Here is an 18,339-nt window from a genome sequence, read left to right as displayed (position 1 = left end):
TCACGCCTCGAGCGCGGTCAGCAACGCGTCCACCCGGTCCGTGCGCTCCCACGGGAACTTCCCCTCGGCACGGCCGAAATGCCCGTATGCGGCGGTTTCCCGGTAGATCGGGCGGCGCAGGCCGAGATCGCGGATGATCGCGGCCGGGCGGAGGTCGAACACCGCCGTCACCGCGGCCTGGATCCGGTCGACGGGCACCTTTTCGGTGCCGAAGCAGTCGATCATGAGCGAGACCGGCGCCGCCGCGCCGATGGCGTAGGCGACCTGGATCTCACAGCGCGCGGCGAGCTCGGCCGCGACGACGTTCTTCGCCACCCAGCGCAAGGCGTACGCGGCGGACCGGTCCACCTTCGACGGGTCCTTCCCGGAGAACGCGCCGCCACCGTGGCGGGCCATGCCGCCATAGGTGTCGATGATGATCTTGCGCCCGGTGACCCCGGTGTCGGCGGCCGGGCCGCCGCGCTCGAACCGGCCGGTCGGGTTGACCAGCAACCGGACCCGCTCGCCCGCCAGCTCCAGCCGCTCCAGCTCCGGGCGCACCACCAGCCGTTCCACCGCGGGCGCGAGGGTCCGCTCCACATCCACGCCCGCGTCGTGCTGCGCCGAGACCACCACGGTGTCCAGCCGCCGGGGGCGGCCGTCGGCGTAGGCGATGGTGACCTGCGTCTTGCCGTCCGGGCCGAGGAACGGCAGCTCGCCGCTGCGGCGCACCCGCGCCAGCCCCTCGGCCAGCCGGTGCGCGAGCAGGATCGGCAGCGGCATCAGCTCCGGCGTCTCACGGCACGCGAAGCCGAACATCATGCCCTGATCGCCCGCGCCCTGCCGGTCGAGCTCGCCCGCCGCGGTGTGGTCCCGGGCCTCCAGGGACCGCTCGACTCCCTGGGCGATGTCGGGCGACTGGCCGCCGACGGACACCTGTACCCCGCAGGCGGCACCGTCGAACCCCTTGCGCGCCGAGTCGTAACCGACGTCGAGCACGGTTTCGCGCACCAGCCCGGGCACGTCCGGTGGTAGCCGGCTCATCTCGCCGGCCACGTGCACCAGGCCGGTGGTGGTCAGGGTTTCGACGGCCACCCGGGCCGCGGGATCGGCGGCCAGTGCCGCGTCGACGATGGCGTCGCTGATCCGGTCGGCGAGCTTGTCGGGATGACCTTCGGTCACCGATTCGGAAGTGAACAGGCGTTCAGGCACACCGGTCTCCTCAAGGTTCGGGCAGAAATGCCACGAAAGGCAGCGTCCGCTTCGCGTGGGAACCACGCCGGTGCGGCGGCCTCGGCAACTACTTGGAACCCAGTGTGCGCCCGGGAAACCGGCGCCCACAATGCCGGGAGGTCGTAACCGCACTGCCACGTTCCGGGTACTGCGCGATTCCTGGCCGGTCCGGCGGCGGGCATGACGGGAACCCGCGGCACGGCGTGCCGCGGGCCGAAGACGCCGGTCACTGCGCGAGATAGCCGCCGTCGACCGGAAGAACCACACCGGTGACGAACGAGGCGTCGCGCCCGGCGAGGAACGCGATCGCGGCGGCCACTTCGGCGGGCTCACCGAGCCTGCCGAGCGGATGCATCCGCTCCATCGCGGCGAGGTAGCCGGAGCCGCCGGGTTCGCCGGCCAGCCGGCGAACCCGTTCGGTGCGGATGGTGCCGGGTGCGACCGCGTTCACCCGGATCCCGTGTGCCGCCCATTCGACGGCCAGGTGCTTGGCCAGTCCCGACGCGACGAACTTGGCCGGGCCGTACGCCGCCTGCCCCCGCTGCCCGGCGACGCCGGAGATCGAGGAGACGCACACGATCGAGCCGCCGCCGCTGTCCTTCATGTGCTCGACGGCGTACTTGCACGTCAGGAACATGCCGCGGCCGTCGACGCGCAGCACCGCGTCCCAGTCGGCCACGCTCGTGGCGACCACGTCGGCCATCGGGATGATCCCGGCGTTCGCGACGAGGACGTCGAGCCGCCCGTAGGTTCCGACGGCGCCGTCGACCATCGCGGCGGCGTCGGCGGGTTCGGCGACGTCTCCGGCGACCCGGACCACGTCGCGGCCGGGCAGCACCTTCGCCAGACCCTCGTCGTCGATGTCGGTCAGCACGAGCGAGGCGCCTTCGGCCGCGAACCGTTCCGCGGTCGCCCGGCCGATGCCCGAAGCCGCGCCCGTGACCACACAGGACAGTCCGGCGAGCGGGCCGGTCACGGCCGCACCTTCTCCGGCACGGTGAGCACCGCACCGTCCGAAGCGGACCCCACCAGGGCGCGGTACTTCGCCATCACGCCGGTCCGGTAGCGATCCTCCAGGGGACGCCACTCGCCGGTCCGTGCCGCCAGCTCCGCCGCCGTCAGCTCCACCCGCAACGTGCGCTCCCGGACGTCGAAGGTGACCGGATCCCCGTCGCGCAGCAGTCCGATCGGCCCGCCCGCGGCGGCCTCCGGTGCGACGTGCCCGGCCATCAACCCCCTGGTGGCACCGGAAAACCGGCCGTCGGTCAGCAGCGCGACGCGGTCACCGAGCCCGCGCCCGACCAGCGCCGCCGTCACCCCGAGCATCTCGCGCATGCCCGGCCCGCCCCGCGGTCCCTCACCGCGGATCACCACGACGTCCCCGGCGGCGATCCCGCCGGACTGGACGGCGCTCATCGCCGTCTCCTCGCGCTCGAACACCCGCGCCGGACCGGTGTGCCGCAGCCGGGACAACCCGGCGACCTTCACGACACAGCCCTCGGGCGCGAGGTTCCCGTGCAGCACGACGAGCCCGCCCTGCGGCTCCAGCGGCCGCGACACCGGGACGACCACGTCCTGGCCCGGCTGCTCCCGGGCCCCCGCCGCCTCCTCGCCCAGCGAACGGCCGGTCACCGTGAGCTGCCCGGTGTCGAGGAGCCCGGCTTCGGCGAGGCGGCTCGCCACCAGGCGGCTGCCGCCCGCCCGGTCCAGGTCGACGGCGGTGTACCGGCCGTGCGGCATCAGGTCGGCGATCACCGGCGTGCGCGCGCTGATGGCGTCGAAATCGCCCAGCTCCAGCGGAACTCCGGCCTCCCGCGCGAGCGCGAGCAGATGCAGCACCAGGTTGGTCGAACCGGCGGTCGCCGCGCCCGCGGCGATCGCGTTGGCGAACGCGCCCGGCGTCAGGATGCGGTCCGGCGTCCGGCCGTCGGCGAGCACGTCCAGCACGAGGCGGCCGGCCTCGGCCGCCACCCGTTCCCGGCGCGGGTCCAGCGCGGGCGGGCCGGCGGATCCCAGTGGCGACAGGCCGAGGAACTCCAGCGCCATCGCCATGGTGTTGGCGGTGTACTGCCCGCCGCAGGCACCCGCGCCGGGACAGGCGGATGCTTCGAGCTCCGCCAGGTCCACATCGGACAGTCGTCCCGCCGCGTGTGCGCCCACCGCCTCGAACACCGACGCGACCGTGACCGGCGAACCGCGCCATTCGCCGGGCAGGATGGAGCCGGAGTAGACGATGACGCCGGGGATGTTCAGCCGCGCGTGCGCCATCGCCGCCGCCGGAATGGTCTTGTCGCAGCCCACGATCGTGACCAGCGCGTCCAGCTGGTGTCCCAGCGCCACGAGCTCGATCGAGTCGGCGATCACCTCCCTGCTCACCAGCGAGGTCTTCATCCCCTCACTGCCCATCGTGGCGACGTCGGAGATCGCGATCGTGTTGATCTCCATCGGGGTGCCGCCCGCCTCGCGGACCCCGCGCGCCACCGCCTGAGCGAGGCGGCGGTGCGTGAAATTGCACGGCATGGTCCCGATCCACGAATGCGCCACCCCCACGACCGGCCGGGCCAGGTCCGTCGCGGAGAACCCGATCGCCCGCAGGTGCGCCCGCATCGGGGCCCGGTCCCTTCCCTCGAACAAGTTCGACATTCCCGCCTCCGCTCGGTTCGGTCTCGGCTGCTCCCACCCCGGCGTGCTGCAGCCACAGCCCGGCGATCTGGGAGGTGACAATGGACAGGACGACCAGGACCGTGAAGAGGTCCTCGCCGATCACCCCGGCGGAACGGGTCACGGTGGCCAGCACGATGCCCGGCCCGCCCCGGGCGTTGAGCGCGACGGCGAGGTCGGTGGCCACCCGCGGCCGCTCCCCCGCCAGCCGTGCGCCCAGCCAGACGCTGGCCGACTTGGTGCCACAGGCCAGCAGCAGGTAGGCGACGAAGAACCCGATGGACAGGTGGTGCACCAGGTCCAGCTGCAGCCCGACACCGGCGAAGTACAACGGCACGAACAGCGCCATCGACACCTTCTTCAGCGCGTCCCAGGCCCGGTCCGCCTCGGCCCGGCGGACGCTGTCCTCTTCCGCCGCGTCCGCCCCCGCCGCGGCGAAGCCCGCCAGTACCGCGCCGAAGATCGGGTTGATGCCCAGGAACACGCACACCAGCACCAGGGCCAGCAGGAAGGTCAGCCGGAAAGCGGTCGGGCTGCGCCGTTCCAGGAAGTTGAACCTGCTGCGGGCGAACAACCCGAACAACGGGCGGCCCAACGGCATGAACACCGCGAAGAACACCAGGCTCGCCACCACGTAGTACGCCGTGGTGAGCCCGGTACCGGTTTCGCCGGTCAGCGACCACAGCCCGAACACCGAACCCGCGCTGCCCTGCGCCAGGCCCAGGATCACGGCCAGCGCCACGTAGAGCACGACGTCCTCCAGCAGCGCCACCGACAGCACGATCCTGGCGAACCTGGTGCCCAGCAGGTCCAGGTCGAGCATGATCCGGGAGATCACCGGGATACTGGTGACCGCCACGCCGATGCCGAACACCAGCGCGACGGTCAGTTCCGTGCCGTGCGGCCCGGAAAACGCCGTGAGGTCCACCAGCCGGGTACTCGCGAGACCGGCGCCGAGCGGGATGACCAGCCCGCTCACCGCCACCGCGGCCACGGTACGCCGCCGGGTGGCGGTCCGCGCGCCCAGCACCTCGCGCCCGGACAGGAACATCAGCATCAGCAGGCCGAGTTCGGCGAGCACGCCCAGCCCGACCGGGGTCACGCCGGACGCGGGGAAGAGCCCCTTCGCCGCGTCCGGCGCGATCAGGCCCAGCACACTCGGGCCGAGCAGCAGCCCGCCGAGGATCTCACCGATCACCGGTGGCTGGCGCAGCACCGCGAACACCCGCCCGGCCGCGTGCGCGACGACGAGCAGGACGGCGATCGCCACCAGAAGACGAGCCAGCTCCCCGGACGGGATCGACATGGGCCTTCCCCCTTCGGTCCGGCTGACGGCTCAGGCGACGTGCACGCGGACCGGGATGCCGGCCTGGATGTTGTACGGGTAGGCGAGGCTCGCCGCGTTGCGCGCCAGCGCGAGATATCCGCGGCTGGACAGGTAGGCCACCGGCGAACCGATCGGGCCCGCGTCGGCGAAGGTGGGGCTGAGCGGCAACCGGAACGGCAGCACCTCGTCGAGCGTGATCGTCAGCTCCGTGCCGTAGCCCACGCCCGCCTTTTCCAGGTCCTCGCGGTGGATGTTGGTCCACACGTTGCCGAACGGGTGATCGATGGTGGTCACCACGCCCACGAGGTCGCCGTCCTCGTCCTGTACGGGCTTGGGCCGGTCGAACCGGACGATCTCGTCGTCCGCGAGCTTCCGGCCCACCTTCTCCAGCGGGAAACCGGCCGCCAGGTGCGCCGAGGGCACCGCCACCATCTCCCGGCTGTAGAACGTCGGCTCGGGCTGCTCGGGGATCACTTCGGTGGAGCTGACCTCGTACGCTTCCAGGTATCCGTGCTCCTCGATCACGGACGTGAGCAGGCCGTTGTTGGGCGCGATGTAGATATAAGACCCCTCGGCGCGTTCGAAACCCGCGCCCGAACCGGCCCACTGGCCGCGGGCGCCGCCCTTGGCGGCCTGCTTGATGCGCAGCGCGACCGAGCGGGTGCCGGTGCCGGTCGCCGGGTAGGTCGTGGTGGCGAACACCGTGCCCTCGGGGAAGAACCGGGGCAGGTCGACGATGTAGCGGGCGCCCTCCTCGACGTCCCACGGCGTCATGGTGTGGCAGACGTCGACGATGGTCACGTCCGGGCAGATGCTGAGCATGAGCCCCTTGCACTGCGCGACGGAGTCGTCGGTGATACCGAGGTCGCTCATGAAAGCGAGAACAGGTCGTTTGGTCGTGGCCATGAAGAGTACTCCCGGAAAATGGTGGGGTAATGGCGAAAACTGCCTGTCCGGCACGGTAATCGGCCCCATTGCCCGGTCACAAGGCCACGTCGCGGTTCGGGCCCGAGGGCGCAGCGCGCTGTGCCGATGGTCGCAGTCGCGTTGTCTCGTTCCGCGCCTTCCCGGCGCGAGCGGAATGCGGAGACAATGGCGGACCGGCAATTCCGAGGAGAGGCGGCAGCCCGTGATCGTGTTGTTCTTCGGGGACATCGTCGGCCAGCAGGCCACCGAGTACCTGGGAAAACGACTCGGTTCCCTGCGTGACGAACACCGGGCCGACCTGGTGATCGCGAACGCGGAGAACTGCGCACCCGACGGGCTCGGCCTGACGGAATGGCAGGCCGACGCACTGCTGGCGGGCGGGGTGGACGTCATCACCGGCGGAAACCACTCGTGGGACAGCCCGGATTCGGTGCGGGCACTGGACAATCCGCGGGTCCTGCGGCCGTTCAACCTCGCGCCGGGCGTACCCGGCCGTGGCTCGCTGACGCTCGACGTGGCGGGTGAGCCGGTCACCGTGCTCAACCTCGCCGACGCCTGTGCGATGAAGACGGTCAGGGCCACCGCCGGGAGGTTCCGGCCCGCGTTCGAAGGCTGGCGGGACGCCGACCGGCGGGGCACGGTGATCGTCGACTACCACGGCGACCACGTGCTGGAGAAGCAGATCTTCGCGCGGACGGTCGACGGCGAGGCGGCCGCCGTGCTGGGCACGCACACGCACGAAGCCACGCTGCCACTGCACATCCTCCCCGGCGGGACAGCGTTCGTGACGGACGTGGGCATGACCGGTCCCGCCGGCGGGGTGCAGGGTTTCGACCCCGGCCTTTTCGTCGACGGCATGCGCGGTTCGGGGAACCCGTTCGCGTTCGGGGTGCCCGGCCTCGCCACCGGCGAGACGGTCCTCGGCGCGGTGCGGCTGGAGATCGAGCACGGGAAAACCGTGCGGCTGGAACGGCTGAGCTGAGATGACAGATCCGTTCGCCGGGTTCGAGGTGCTCGACCTGTCCGTGCCGCTGGCCGAGGACTTGCCCTGTCACTGGCCCACCCACCAGCCGTTCCAGCACAAGACCGGGAACTGGTTCACCACCGAGCGGCGGCCCTCGGGCTCCGTGTACAGCCGCGGCCCGTACGCGACGAGGTGGATGGCGCTGGACGAACACACCGGCACCCATTTCGACGCGCCGTGTCATTTCGTGCCCCCGCCGGGCAGCGGGCTGCCGGGCGCGGGCGAGCTGGGCGCGGTCACCGCCGCGCAGGTGCCGCTCGGTCAGCTGATGGGCCCGGCCGCGGTGGTCGACGTCAGCGGTCTGTCCGAAGTGGACCCGGGCAGGAGCCCGCTGGTTCCGCCCCGGGTGCTGGCGGAATGGGAGACCGCGCACGGCGAACTGCGGCCGGGCGACGTGGTGCTGTTCCGGACGGGCTGGGACGCCGCGTACCGCCGGGGCACCGACGGCGACGGCTACCTGCGCGAGGTGGTGCTCACCGAACGCCGCCCCGGCTGGCCCGCGCCCGACGCGGCGACCGTCGAGCTGCTGCTGTCGCGCGGGGTCCGCTGCGCCGGCACGGACGCCCCGTCGATCGGCGCCGCCCACGACCCGCGGCCCGCCCACGCCACGGGCCTCGGTGGCGGCATGGTGTTCGTCGAATGCCTGACCGCGCTGGACGCCCTGCCTGCCCGCGGCGCGTGGTTCTGCTTCCTGCCGCTGCGCCTGGAAGGCGGCACCGGCGCCCCCGGCCGGGCGATCGCCTTCCGCCCGGCCGGCTAGGGCACCGGGCGGGCCTTTAGTACCGGTAGTGGTCGGGTTTGTACGGACCGCCGACCGGCACGCCGAGGTACTCCGCCTGGGCGGGGGTCAGGGTGCTCAGCCGGGCGCCGAGGGCGTCCAGGTGCAGCCTCGCCACCTTCTCGTCCAGGTGCTTGGCCAGGGTGTGCACCCCCAGCGGATACCGCTCACCGTGCGTGAACAGCTCGATCTGGGCGATGGTCTGGTTCGTGAAGCTGTTGCTCATCACGAACGACGGGTGCCCGGTGGCGTTGCCCAGGTTCAGCAGCCGTCCCTCCGAAAGCACGAGCACCGCGTGCCCGTCCGGGAACCGCCACTCGTCGACCTGCGGTTTGATCGTCGTGCGCACGATGCCGTCGACCGCGGCGAGCCCGGCCACGTCGATCTCGTTGTCGAAATGACCGATGTTGCCCACGATCGCCTGGTGCTTCATGCGGGCCAGGTGGTCCACCGTGAGCACGTCGACGTTGCCGGTCGCCGTGACGAAGATGTCGCCGGTGCCCACGACCTCGTCGATCGTCGCGACCTGGAACCCGTCCATCGCGGCCTGCAGCGCGCAGATCGGGTCGATCTCCACCACGACCACCCGCGCGCCCTGCCCCCGCAACGACTCCGTGCAGCCCTTGCCGACGTCGCCGTACCCGCACACCACCGCGACCTTGCCGCCGATCAGCACGTCGGTCGCCCGGTTGAGGCCGTCCACCAGCGAGTGCCGGCACCCGTAGCGGTTGTCGAACTTGGACTTGGTGACCGAGTCGTTGACGTTGATCGCCGGGAACCGCAGGACGCCGGTGTCCCGCATCCGGTACAGCCGGTGCACCCCGGTGGTGGTCTCCTCGGTGACCCCGCGGATGCCGCCCGCGATCGCGGTCCACTTGCCGGGCCGCTCCACGAGCGACTCGCGCAGCAGCTCCAGCACCACGGCGTACTCCGCCGAGTCGCCCGCCGCGGGCTCGGGCACCTCGCCCGCCTTCTCGGCCTCGGCTGCCTTGTGCACCAGCATGGTCGCGTCTCCGCCGTCGTCGAGCAGCATGTTCGGGCCCTCGCCGGCCGGCCAGGTCAGGGCCTGCTCGAGCGCCCACCAGTACTCGTCGAGGGTTTCTCCCTTCCACGCGAACACCGGCACGCCCGCGGGCCGCCCGGGTGTGCCGTCCCGCCCGGCCACGACGGCGGCCGCCGCGTGGTCCTGTGTGGAGAAGATGTTGCAGCTGGCCCACCGCACGCGGGCGCCGAGCGCGGTGAGGGTCTCGATCAGGACCGCCGTCTGCACGGTCATGTGCAGCGACCCGGTGATGCGCGCGCCCGCGAGCGGCTGTGCCGCACCGTATTCCGCGCGCAGCGCCATCAGGCCCGGCATCTCGGTCTCGGCGAGCTCGATCTCCTTGCGACCGAAACCGGCCAGGGAAAGATCGGCGACCCGGTGGGAAAATCTGCTCGACACGTTTTGCTCCGTTCTCCGGAAGAACCACGGAATTCACGGTAGGGACAGGGTCGCGGACGAGGAACGGGAAAACGGGAAAATGTCACCTTCGGCTTGCCGGCGACGAGCGGAACGGCACATTCCTCCCGCGCACGCGGTCATTAGACTGACCGCAGCTTCTTCTTTCCCGGCAGCGACCCAAGGGACGTGACGACCATGGCCCCGAGACACAGCGAAGCCGAAACAGGGATCATCGGCGGCAGCGGTCTCTACGATTTCTCCGCACTGGAGGAGCCCAGCGAATACCGGCTTTCCACCCCGTTCGGCGAGCCGAGCGACAGGATCGTGGTCGGCGGTCTGCGCGGCAGACGGGTGGCGTTCCTTTCCCGGCACGGACGCCGGCACCAGCATCCGCCGTCCGCGGTTCCCGCGGCCGCCAACATCTACGCGATGAAGTACCTCGGCGTGACCGAGATCCTGAGTGTCAGCGCGGTGGGCAGCCTGCGCGACGAACTACGCCCCGGCGAGCTCGTCGTGCCCGACCAGCTCGTCGACCTCACCCGGGGCGGCCGGACCTCGTCGTTCTTCTCCAGCGGCCTGGTGGCGCATCTGCCGTTCGCGGACCCGTACTGCCCGCGGCTGCGCCGGCTCGTGCTCGACGCCGTCCGCACCGTGCCGGGAACCGTGTCGCACGACGGGGGGACGTACGTGTGCATCGAAGGGCCGCAGTTCTCCACCCGCGCCGAGTCGGGGCTCTACCGTTCCTGGGGCATGGACGTCATCGGCATGACGGCGGCGCCGGAGGCCAAACTGGCCAGGGAAGCGGGCATCTGCCTGGCGACCATCGCGCTCGTCACCGACTACGACTGCTGGCGCCAGGGCGAGGAAAGCGTCACGGCCGACCTCGTGGCCGAGGTGATGCGCCGGAACGTGGCCGCCGCGAAGCAGGCGATCACGTCCTATGTGGACACCTCGCCACCCGCCCGCCACTGCGACTGCCACGACGCGCTGGCACAGGCGATCCTGTCCGACCCGTCGGCCGTCCCGGACGCCGACCGGCGCCGGGTCGACCTGCTGGCCGGCCGCTACCTCGACGAACACCAGCCGGCTCGGGACTGAGGACTCCCCGCGGGGCGGGGCTATTCGCCGGCTTCGGTGGTCACGCTCCGGACGGCCTGCACGGCGACATCGGGCTGGTCGACGTAGATGTAGTGGCCGCTGGCGGTCGCGGTGACCGGGTTGCTGCGGCTGGACAGGTCGAGCCACTTGTCCTCTCCGTCGGCCCATGCCTTCTCCAGCGCGGGGCCGTACTCCGGAATCGCGGCGAGGTAGGGCTGCCCGTGCCGGATCACCTCCACCGGGATGTCCCCGGCGTAACCCACCTCCCCGTCCTGCATGGTCAGCAGCTCCGGGTTCTCGCCCCGGTAGACCGCGAGGCTCTGCGCGCGCAGCTCGCCCGCCTGCCCGGTGGCCGACTCCGGAATCGCCGCCGCGGTGTCGCCGATGATGGTCGCCGGGGTGGCGTCCATCAGGACCAGCCCCGCGACCCGGTCGCGGTGGGCGGGCGCGTAGCGGGCGGCGATCAGCCCGCCCAGGGAATGCCCGGCCAGCACCACCGGGCGCTGACCGGCGACGCGGTCCAGCACCCCGGTGAGGATCTTGCCGGTGCTGTCGAAGGTCTGCGGCCCGTCCGGCTGGTCGCTCGCGCCTTCGCCGAGCCGGTCGTAGGAACAGACCCGGCCCTTCTCGCTCAGCGTCTGCTGGAAAGCGGCCAGCTTGTCCAGACCATCACCGAGTCCGGCCAGCAGGACGACGACCGGCTGGTCTTCGGCCGCGGTGCCCGAACAGGACACGTTCACGGAACGGCCTTCGACGGTGATCTTCGCCGTGCCGGAGACCAGCTCCTGACTCGTGCCGGCAGCCGCCGGGGCGTCCGCCTCCGAGCTCTCGTCGCACCCGGCCAGCACCGGCGCGGCCACGGCGCAGAACAGTGCGGCGAGGGCGGTTGACTTGACATTGCGGAACATCGGTTCTCCAGTGAGGGTTGCTACGTCGGCCGATCCGGATTCGCGCCCCGGGCGCTCAGGGCGCCTCGCACGCTAGAAGATCGGCGGGCGCTCGATCATCCCCACGGAGTGGACACTTGCGGGTAGCTCGCACGGGGGACAAGCCCGCCCGGGCTGCGCGGATGGCGCGATCAGCTCACCAGGCCGTGCCGGTAGGCGTAGACGACGGCCTGGACGCGGTCGCGCAGGTCGAGCTTGGCGAGGATCCGGGAGACGTAGGTCTTGACGGTCTCGTGGCTGAGCACCATCGTCGCGGCGATCTCGCTGTTGGACAGGCCGTCGGCGATGAGGTGCAGGACTTCCCGCTCGCGCGGTGTCAGCATGGTCTCGCCGGCGGTGCTGGGCGCCGGCCGGATCCGGGCGGCGTACCGGCCGACGAGCTGGCGGGTCACTTCCGGCGCCAGCAACGCGGCACCCGTGGCGACGGTCCGGATGCCGTGCAGCAGCTGTCCCGGCGGGGCGTCCTTGACGAGGAATCCGCTGGCTCCGGCGCGCAGTGCCTCGTAGACGTACTCGTCGAGGTTGAACGTGGTCACCACGAGCACCTTCACCGGCTCGGCCACCCCGGCACCGGCCAGCAGGCGGGTCGCCTCGATGCCGTCGACGACCGGCATCCGCACGTCCATCACCACGACGTCCGGCCGCAGCCGGCGGGCGAGCTCGACGGCGGTGCGGCCGTCGCCGCACTCGCCGGCCACCTCGAGGTCGGGCTGGGCATCGATGATCGTCGTGAACCCGGTGCGGATCAACGCCTGGTCGTCGCACACCAGGACACGGACCGGCGCGGTCATGACGCGCTGCCCCCGGGAATGCGGGCCAGCACGACGAACCCGCCGTCGTCCTGCCGGCCGGTCCGGAACTCGCCGCCGAGCACGCCGACCCGTTCGCGGAGCCCGGCCAGGCCCCGTCCGCTGCCGCCGACCGAAGCGGTGGGCGAACCCGCGCTGTCCGTGGCGACCTCCACCGTGATCTCCCGGTGCCCGTGGCGCACGAGGACAGTGGTGCGGCTGCCGTGGGCGTGCTTGAGCGCGTTCGTCAAGGCCTCCTGCACGACCCGGTACGCGGTGGCCTCGGCGCTGCCGGGCGCCTCGCTCCGGCTGCCTTCCTCGGTGTACTCCACCGGCTGGCCGGCTTGCCGGGCCTGCTCCACGAGGGTGCGCAGGTCACCCGCGGACGGGCTCCGCGGTTCGGTGCCGGGCTGGGGGTCGAGCAGTTCGAGCAGGTGCCGCAGGTCAGTGATGGCCCGCCGGCCGGAGCCGGTGATGGCGGACAGCGCTTCGTCGAGGCGCTCAGGGGAGCCGGTCAGGTACCGCGCCGCCTCGGCCTGCACGACCATCGCCGTCACGTGATGGCTCACGACGTCGTGCAGTTCCCGGGCGATACGGGTGCGTTCCGCGATGCGGGCGGTCTCGGCGGCGTGGAGGCGGCGTGCCGCCTCTGCGGCACGGGACTGGCGCAGCCGGCTCCCGGCCCCCCAGACGAGAACCAGGGCCAGGTAGAACGACACGAACCCGGTCACGCCTTCGGTCGCCTCGGTGCGGGCGAGGGCGATGGCCAGCGGGACGTACGCCACCGAAGCCAGGACCACCGTCGTCCACCGCCACCGGTCCAGGTGGACCCCGGCGCTGATCAGCGCGAGCGGCAGCGCGGTCCCCGCCACCGCGTGGTAGCCACCCAGCTGGTCGAGGGCGAAACCGAGCGACACCAGCGCGAGGCAGGCGGCCGGCAGGAGCCTCCGGATGATCAGCGGAAGGCATTCGACGGCCACCACGGCGATGCCCAGCGCGTCCAGGGGACGGTCCGGCACGTCCCCGAGCCGCGTGCCGTTGTTCTGCAGTGCGGGAACCAGCGAAGCCAGGAACAGCACCAGCGCGAGCGGCACGTCCCGGACCGTGACATCCAGACGCCACCACCGATCCGCACTGCGTCGGACGTCGATCACGGGAGGAGAGTAGTGGCTGCCCCGGCACCGGCGCCGGGCTACCGGTGCGCGGGTCAGCGCGGCGGCCGGAGCCGCGTGGAGCCGGGCGAAGCCGCGTCCGCCGTCGTCGTCGTCGGCGCGTCCTTCGCGGAGCCGGCGCCGCACTCAACAGCCGTTGTCCTCCGCACCGACCCACCGCCGCACCCGGAAGCGGCTGCCGTCGCGCCGCACCTCGACCGCGCCCGCACCCGCGAAGTGCGCGGGGACCACGATCTCCCCCTCGTCCGCGGCCTGTTCGAGCACGCGGCGGCGGGTGGCTGCCGCCTGCTCGCGGTCCTCGCAGAAGCAGCTGTTGTGGGCCGGTTCCAGGATCTGCACCGGACTGTGCAGGATGTCGCCCACGAACACGGCCTTGTCACCGCCCGAACGCACGCGCAGCACGGATGATCCGGGCGTGTGCCCGGGAGCCGGTTCGAGCGAGAGGTTGGCGTCCACCCGGTAGGCGTCCTCCCACAGGGTGGCCCTGCCGAGCACCGGCGCGACGCTGTCGGCGTAGACGAGCAGACTCCCCCGCCGGCGCAGGCGTTCGTGGTCGTCGCGGGGAGCCGGGCGGCGGCCGGCGTTCTCGGGCGCGAAGTAGCGCGCGTCCACGGCCGGGATGAGGTAGGTCGCGTTCGGGAACGCCGGTTCCCAGCCCTGCTCGCCGCCGAGGGTGTTCCAGCCGACGTGGTCGTAGTGGATGTGGGTGTTGATGACGACGTCCACGTCCTCCGGCCGGACCCCGGCGGCGGCGAGCCGGTGCAGGAAGCCGGTGTGCAGGTGGTCGAACAGCGGGATCTGCGGCCGGTCGCGGTCGTTGCCCACCCCGGTGTCCACGAGGACGGTCTTGCCCTCGCTGCGCAGCACCCAGGTCTGCACGGCGGCGTGGTAGGCGTCCGTGTCCGGGTGCCAGTGATCGGGGGCGAGCCAGGCTTCGTTGTCCCGCCACACCTCGGGGCTGCTGCCGGGGATGATGAAGCGCGCCGGCGCGATTTCGCCCGTCCATTCCGGCACCTTCGTCACCTCGACGGCGCCAACCTGGAAATCAGTCATGTCGTCAGGCTAAGCACGTCGAGTGAGCCGATGAATGGTTGATCGGCCCGTGTGCATACGTGTCCGGCCCACGTGACGGGTGAGAGGATGCGGGCCGTGGACCTCCTCAGCGACGTCATCCGGGTCATGCGCACGGGGCAGCCCTCGACGAACCGGATGTGTATCGGCTCCCCGTGGTCGTACCGGTTCGCGCCGTACGACGGTGCGGGCTTCCACGTGGTCCTGCGGGGTTCGGGCTGGCTGCACAGGGACGGGCGGGACCCCCTGCAGCTCGGCCCCGGAGACGCCGTGCTCCTGCCCGCCGGCCACGGTCACGTGCTGTCCGAGTCGCGGGTCGCGCCCCGCCCGGCGCCGTTCGAAACCGCGGTGGCGGATCGGGCGGGGAACGTCGAGCTGCTGTGCGGGAAGTACCGGCTGGACCGGCGAAGGCCCCATCCGTTGCTGACCACGCTCCCGGACGTGGTGCACCTGCCCGCCCACACCGGCGACCACGGCCGCCTCCGCGCGGCGCTCGACCTCCTCGCCGCCGAGACGACGACGGAACGCCCGGGCCGGGACGCGGCGCTCGCCGGCCTGCTCGACGTGCTGCTCGTGTACCTGATCCGCGCCTGGCTCGACGATCACGGCGATCTGGGATGGTCGCGCGCACTGCGGGACCGTGGCATCACCGCGGTGCTCGAAGCGATGCACGGCGCGCCGGACCGGCCTTGGCGGATCGAGGACCTGGCCGCGGAGGCCGGCCTCTCGCGCACCACGCTCACCCGGAAGTTCACGGACCTGGTCGGGCAGGCCCCGATGACCTACCTGACGCAGTGGCGGATGACGCTCGCGGCCCGCCTGCTGCAGGAGACCGACCTGGGGCTGGCGGCCGTCGCGCGACGTGTCGGCTACGCCTCCCCGTTCGCGTTCTCGCACGCGTTCAAGCGCGAGTTCGGCGTCGCACCCGGCCGGTACCGATCCCCACGCGGAGAAACGCGGGGGCAGGAATCCCGGCCAGGACGGGGCGTTCCAGGGATGTCTGGCCCCGGCGCCCCCTTTGAGTCCGTGCTCCCATGAAACCTGCGAGGAGCGCCGCGGCGCTACGCGAGGTCCACCGCCGTCCGCACGCCGGCGGCGAAGTCCGACGGGCGTTCCCAGGCGGCGAAGTGGCCGCCGGCGGTGTGTTCGGTCCAGGAGCGCACGTCGAAGAAGCGGGCGGCGAACTCGCGGGGGGCGTTGACGAGGTCCTTCGGGAAGATCGTGAAGGCCGCCGGTGCGGTGATCCGCCCCGTCGGTCCGGGTGCGGCCTCCACATAGGGACTGAAGGAGGTGCCGATGGCGCCGCTGACCCAGTAGGCGGTGATCCACGTGAGCAGCTCGTCGCGGGTGAAGACGCTCTCCACGTCGCCGCCGCAGTCGGTCCACGTGCGCAGTTTCTCGAGGATCCACGCGGCCGTGCCCGCGGGCGAGTCGCCGAGACCCACGGCCAGGGTGTGCGGTTTCGTGGACTGCTCGTGCATGTAGCCGCCTTCGGTCGCCTGCCAGTGGTGGCCGTACCGGACGTAGGCGCGTTCGGCTTCGGAAAGGTCCTGGGGCGGGCCGGCCAGGAAGTGGAACTGCGACACGTCGGTCAGGTGCAGGGCGGCGACCCGCTCGGGATGCGCGGCGGCGAGCGCTTCGGCCACGTCGCACCCCACGTCGCCGGCCGAGACGACGTAGCGGTCGTACCCCAGCTCGGCCATGGCGCCGGCGACCGCTTCCGCCATCGCGGCCGCCGACAGGCCCCGGCCGGCAACCGTCGCGGCGAACGGAAAACCGGGCAGCGCCGGGACGACCAGGTGCAGATCCGACAGCAGCGGCAGGACCTTCTCGAACCGCAGGATCGAGTCGGGCCAGCCGTGCAGCAGCAGTACCGGTGTCGCGTCGGCGTCCGGGGCGCGCAGGTGGACCGCCCGGACGGGCGTGCCGCCGGTGCCCGTGAGGACCCACGGCAGGTCCCGGATCCGGGCTTCGTGTTCCCGCCAGTCGTAGGCCTCGGCCCAGTAGGTGATCAGCTCGGCCAGGTAGTCCGCGTCGACTCCGCGCTCCCAGCCGAAACCGGGCGGCACGGCCACCCGCCGGTAGGCACGGAGACGTGCCCGCAGGTCATCGAGAACCGGCTGCTCGACGGCGACCGGAGCATGGCTGGCCATGAAAGGTTCTCCTTCGCGTGGATCAACGGGACGGAAACCAGTAGATGCCCCGATGACACCGGTGTCAAGCTGGGTTAGGCTGCTCGTGTGACACCGGTGTCATGACGGACGGGAGGAGGACGGGTTCATGGCCACCATGCGGGACGTCGCCGAACTGGCGGGGGTCAGCCTCAAAACGGTGTCGCGCGTGTTCAACGACGACCCGCATGTCCTGCCGGAGACCCGCGCGCGCGTCGAAGCCGCGCTGCGCGAGCTCGACTACATCCCCAACACCCTGGCGACGACCTTCCGCGCGGGGCGGGCGCCGATCGTCGGCCTCGTCGTGCCGGATCTCGTCGACCCGTACTTCGCGTCCATCGCGAAGGCCGTCGGTACCGTCGCCGCGGCACACGGCATGTCGGTCAGCGTCACGAGCATCGGCACCGACGCGCACCGCGAACCGGAGATCGTGACGGCCGCGCTCGGTCAGTCGCTCAGCGGCCTGATCCTCGCGCCGGTCACGACCGAGCAGTCCTACCTGCGGCCCTGGTCCGGCCGGACGCCCATCGTCTTCGTCGACCGGTCACCGGCGAAGTTCACCGCCGACTCGTTCACCCAGGACGACCACGGCGGGGCATTCGCGGCGACAGCACACCTGATCGGACACGGGCACCGCCGGATCGCCTTCGCCGGCGACGCGCTCACGAAACCGACGGTGCGCCGGCTGGAGGGCTATCACGCCGCCCTCGAACAGCACGGCATCGACGGGGACGGCGATCTCGTCGTCCTGGATGTCTGGGACCGCCCGTCGGCCGCTGAGGCGGTGACGGGGTTGCGCACCCTCGCCGACCCGCCGACGGCGGTGTTCTCCTCGAACGACAGAGCCAGCATGGCGCTGTTCCCCGCGGTGCGGGGGACCGGCCTGGCACTGCTGTCGTTCGGCGACTTCCCGATGGCGGACCTGCTCGAACCCGCCGTGACGGTCGTCGACCAGGATCCCGGCACGCTCGGCGCACTGGCCGCCGAGCGGATCTTCGACCGCCTCGCCCACCCCGCCAGGCGGTTCCGGCGCCGCACGGTGGTGCCGGTCTCGCTGGTGGAACGGGAATCCTGCCGACGCACAGCGGACGACTGAACCGGCGGCTCAGCCCAGCCACTGGACGTCGAGGACCTCGACCCGCTCGTCGAACTCCAGGACGAGGTAGTACACGAGTCCTTCGCGGTGGGGGCCGAACGTGAAGGTCAGCACGCCGTCCGGGACCGCGGGGTTCAGCGGGCGGCCGTTGTGCGGCACCGTTTCCAGTGTGCTGCGCAGTTCCAGGTACGCGCTGAGCGCGTCGACGGGCAGAGCGGCGAGCTGGGCCTGGACGCGCTCGTCGACGACGATCCGGTACACCGGCGGGGGCTAGAGTCCGGCCTTGGCGCGGGTGATCTCCAGCGGCTCGTCCTCCGGCACCGGCTCCCCCGTGCGCAGTTCGGCCGCCCGCCGGGCCACTGCCCGGAACCTGTGCGGGTCGCGCTGCAGCACCGCGTTGCGGCGCCACTGCTCCAGCACGTCGAACAGCCGGGCCAGGTCCAGCCGCTCACGCGCGACGTCCAGCGCCTCGGCGTAAGCCGCGTCGAACCGCACCTGGTCCTCCGGCAGCAGCGCCGCCCGGATCGCGCGGGGCGACGCACCAGGCAGGAGCGAATGCCCTTCCGGCTGCGGGGTGCCGGAAACCTGAGCCGTCATGGGTCCCACGATAGCCGCACCGGGACGCG

At 71.9% G+C, this 18,339-nt stretch carries 17 protein-coding genes and 1 pseudogene; 5 read left to right on the top strand and 13 right to left on the bottom strand.

Annotation, left to right across the window (positions count from 1 at the left end; all coding sequences use genetic code 11):
* From metK to FHX82_RS34130, 5 genes and pseudogenes are all read right to left on the bottom strand, one after another.
* Window positions 1-1,191: a methionine adenosyltransferase gene (gene metK / locus FHX82_RS34150; RefSeq protein ID WP_145935424.1), complete on the bottom strand. Its 1,191-nt coding sequence runs from the start codon at window positions 1,189-1,191 to the stop codon at window positions 1-3.
* 247 nt (window positions 1,192-1,438) lie between these two features.
* Complete coding sequence (locus FHX82_RS34145) at window positions 1,439-2,188, bottom strand: SDR family NAD(P)-dependent oxidoreductase (RefSeq protein ID WP_145935425.1); 750 nt, start codon at window positions 2,186-2,188, stop codon at window positions 1,439-1,441.
* Complete coding sequence (locus FHX82_RS34140) at window positions 2,185-3,819, bottom strand: dihydroxy-acid dehydratase (protein ID WP_260172646.1); 1,635 nt, start codon at window positions 3,817-3,819, stop codon at window positions 2,185-2,187. Before FHX82_RS34140 ends, FHX82_RS34145 begins: the two co-directional genes overlap by 4 nt.
* Window positions 3,820-3,913: 94 nt before the next feature.
* Window positions 3,914-5,179, bottom strand: a pseudogene (locus tag FHX82_RS37510) (cation:proton antiporter); the annotation flags it as partial.
* 30 nt (window positions 5,180-5,209) lie between these two features.
* Window positions 5,210-6,073 carry an adenosyl-fluoride synthase gene (locus FHX82_RS34130; RefSeq protein ID WP_145935427.1) on the bottom strand — a complete coding sequence of 288 codons (864 nt, stop codon included), beginning with the start codon at window positions 6,071-6,073 and terminating at the stop codon, window positions 5,210-5,212.
* Window positions 6,074-6,329: 256 nt separating this feature from the next.
* Here FHX82_RS34130 and FHX82_RS34125 point away from each other — a divergent pair, with 256 nt between their 5' ends.
* Window positions 6,330-7,109, top strand: coding sequence for a YmdB family metallophosphoesterase (locus FHX82_RS34125; RefSeq protein ID WP_145935428.1), 780 nt, complete (start codon window positions 6,330-6,332; stop codon window positions 7,107-7,109).
* A 1-nt stretch (window position 7,110) separates the two neighbouring features.
* Window positions 7,111-7,911 carry a cyclase family protein gene (locus FHX82_RS34120; protein ID WP_145935429.1) on the top strand — a complete coding sequence of 267 codons (801 nt, stop codon included), beginning with the start codon at window positions 7,111-7,113 and terminating at the stop codon, window positions 7,909-7,911.
* A gap of 16 nt (window positions 7,912-7,927) precedes the next feature.
* Here FHX82_RS34120 and ahcY read toward each other — a convergent pair whose 3' ends face one another.
* Entirely contained in the window at window positions 7,928-9,370 is a 1,443-nt protein-coding gene (gene ahcY / locus FHX82_RS34115) for an adenosylhomocysteinase (protein ID WP_229880694.1), read from the bottom strand.
* Window positions 9,371-9,565: 195 nt separating this feature from the next.
* On the opposite strand from ahcY, the gene mtnP reads away from it, so the two are divergent.
* Entirely contained in the window at window positions 9,566-10,468 is a 903-nt protein-coding gene (gene mtnP / locus FHX82_RS34110; RefSeq protein WP_145935431.1) for an S-methyl-5'-thioadenosine phosphorylase, read from the top strand.
* Between the two features lie 20 nt (window positions 10,469-10,488).
* Here mtnP and FHX82_RS34105 read toward each other — a convergent pair whose 3' ends face one another.
* From FHX82_RS34105 to FHX82_RS34090, 4 genes are all read right to left on the bottom strand, one after another.
* On the bottom strand, window positions 10,489-11,376 hold the full coding sequence (locus FHX82_RS34105) for an alpha/beta fold hydrolase (RefSeq protein ID WP_145935432.1): 888 nt from the start codon (window positions 11,374-11,376) through the stop codon (window positions 10,489-10,491).
* Between the two features lie 170 nt (window positions 11,377-11,546).
* Window positions 11,547-12,206, bottom strand: coding sequence for a response regulator (locus FHX82_RS34100; RefSeq protein ID WP_145935433.1), 660 nt, complete (start codon window positions 12,204-12,206; stop codon window positions 11,547-11,549).
* Window positions 12,203-13,357, bottom strand: a complete 1,155-nt coding sequence (locus FHX82_RS34095) for a sensor histidine kinase (RefSeq protein ID WP_145935434.1) — start codon at window positions 13,355-13,357, stop codon at window positions 12,203-12,205. Before FHX82_RS34095 ends, FHX82_RS34100 begins: the two co-directional genes overlap by 4 nt.
* Before the next feature lie 144 nt (window positions 13,358-13,501).
* On the bottom strand, window positions 13,502-14,428 hold the full coding sequence (locus FHX82_RS34090) for an MBL fold metallo-hydrolase (RefSeq protein ID WP_145935435.1): 927 nt from the start codon (window positions 14,426-14,428) through the stop codon (window positions 13,502-13,504).
* 96 nt (window positions 14,429-14,524) lie between these two features.
* Between FHX82_RS34090 and FHX82_RS34085 the strand changes: the two genes are divergently transcribed.
* The gene (locus tag FHX82_RS34085) at window positions 14,525-15,484 is read left to right on the top strand and encodes an AraC family transcriptional regulator (protein ID WP_145935436.1); all 960 of its coding nucleotides are present in this window, start codon (window positions 14,525-14,527) and stop codon (window positions 15,482-15,484) included.
* A 23-nt stretch (window positions 15,485-15,507) separates the two neighbouring features.
* Here the strand turns inward: FHX82_RS34085 and FHX82_RS34080 are convergent, their stop codons facing one another.
* Window positions 15,508-16,599, bottom strand: a complete 1,092-nt coding sequence (locus tag FHX82_RS34080) for an epoxide hydrolase family protein (RefSeq protein WP_145935437.1) — start codon at window positions 16,597-16,599, stop codon at window positions 15,508-15,510.
* Window positions 16,600-16,726: 127 nt separating this feature from the next.
* Here FHX82_RS34080 and FHX82_RS34075 point away from each other — a divergent pair, with 127 nt between their 5' ends.
* Window positions 16,727-17,713 carry a LacI family DNA-binding transcriptional regulator gene (locus tag FHX82_RS34075; protein ID WP_145935438.1) on the top strand — a complete coding sequence of 329 codons (987 nt, stop codon included), beginning with the start codon at window positions 16,727-16,729 and terminating at the stop codon, window positions 17,711-17,713.
* 9 nt (window positions 17,714-17,722) lie between these two features.
* On the opposite strand, the gene FHX82_RS34070 is transcribed toward FHX82_RS34075, so the two are convergent.
* Together FHX82_RS34070 and FHX82_RS34065 are read right to left on the bottom strand one after the other, a co-directional pair.
* Window positions 17,723-17,974, bottom strand: a complete 252-nt coding sequence (locus FHX82_RS34070) for a hypothetical protein (RefSeq protein WP_145935439.1) — start codon at window positions 17,972-17,974, stop codon at window positions 17,723-17,725.
* A 9-nt stretch (window positions 17,975-17,983) separates the two neighbouring features.
* Window positions 17,984-18,310 carry a DUF6247 family protein gene (locus tag FHX82_RS34065; protein ID WP_145935440.1) on the bottom strand — a complete coding sequence of 109 codons (327 nt, stop codon included), beginning with the start codon at window positions 18,308-18,310 and terminating at the stop codon, window positions 17,984-17,986.
* Between the last annotated feature and the right edge of the window lie 29 nt (window positions 18,311-18,339).

The organism is Amycolatopsis bartoniae (assembly GCF_014191255.1).
Lineage (GTDB): Bacteria > Actinomycetota > Actinomycetes > Mycobacteriales > Pseudonocardiaceae > Amycolatopsis_E > Amycolatopsis_E bartoniae.
This window is presented reverse-complemented; position numbering and strand designations above follow the sequence as displayed.

Excerpts from the sequence above, each read along its gene's own strand:
- FHX82_RS34140 (WP_260172646.1), bottom strand. The coding sequence starts at position 3,819 with ATGCGGGCGCACCTGCGGGCGATCGGGTTCTCCGCGACGGACCTGGCC.
- FHX82_RS34130 (WP_145935427.1), bottom strand. The coding sequence starts at position 6,073 with ATGAGCGACCTCGGTATCACCGACGACTCCGTCGCGCAGTGCAAGGGG.
- FHX82_RS34120 (WP_145935429.1), top strand. The coding sequence starts at position 7,111 with ATGACAGATCCGTTCGCCGGGTTCGAGGTGCTCGACCTGTCCGTGCCG.
- mtnP (WP_145935431.1), top strand. The coding sequence starts at position 9,566 with ATGGCCCCGAGACACAGCGAAGCCGAAACAGGGATCATCGGCGGCAGC.
- FHX82_RS34105 (WP_145935432.1), bottom strand. The coding sequence starts at position 11,376 with ATGTTCCGCAATGTCAAGTCAACCGCCCTCGCCGCACTGTTCTGCGCC.
- FHX82_RS34100 (WP_145935433.1), bottom strand. The coding sequence starts at position 12,206 with ATGACCGCGCCGGTCCGTGTCCTGGTGTGCGACGACCAGGCGTTGATC.
- FHX82_RS34090 (WP_145935435.1), bottom strand. The coding sequence starts at position 14,428 with ATGACTGATTTCCAGGTTGGCGCCGTCGAGGTGACGAAGGTGCCGGAA.
- FHX82_RS34080 (WP_145935437.1), bottom strand. The coding sequence starts at position 16,599 with ATGGCCAGCCATGCTCCGGTCGCCGTCGAGCAGCCGGTTCTCGATGAC.
- FHX82_RS34075 (WP_145935438.1), top strand. The coding sequence starts at position 16,727 with ATGGCCACCATGCGGGACGTCGCCGAACTGGCGGGGGTCAGCCTCAAA.
- FHX82_RS34065 (WP_145935440.1), bottom strand. The coding sequence starts at position 18,310 with ATGACGGCTCAGGTTTCCGGCACCCCGCAGCCGGAAGGGCATTCGCTC.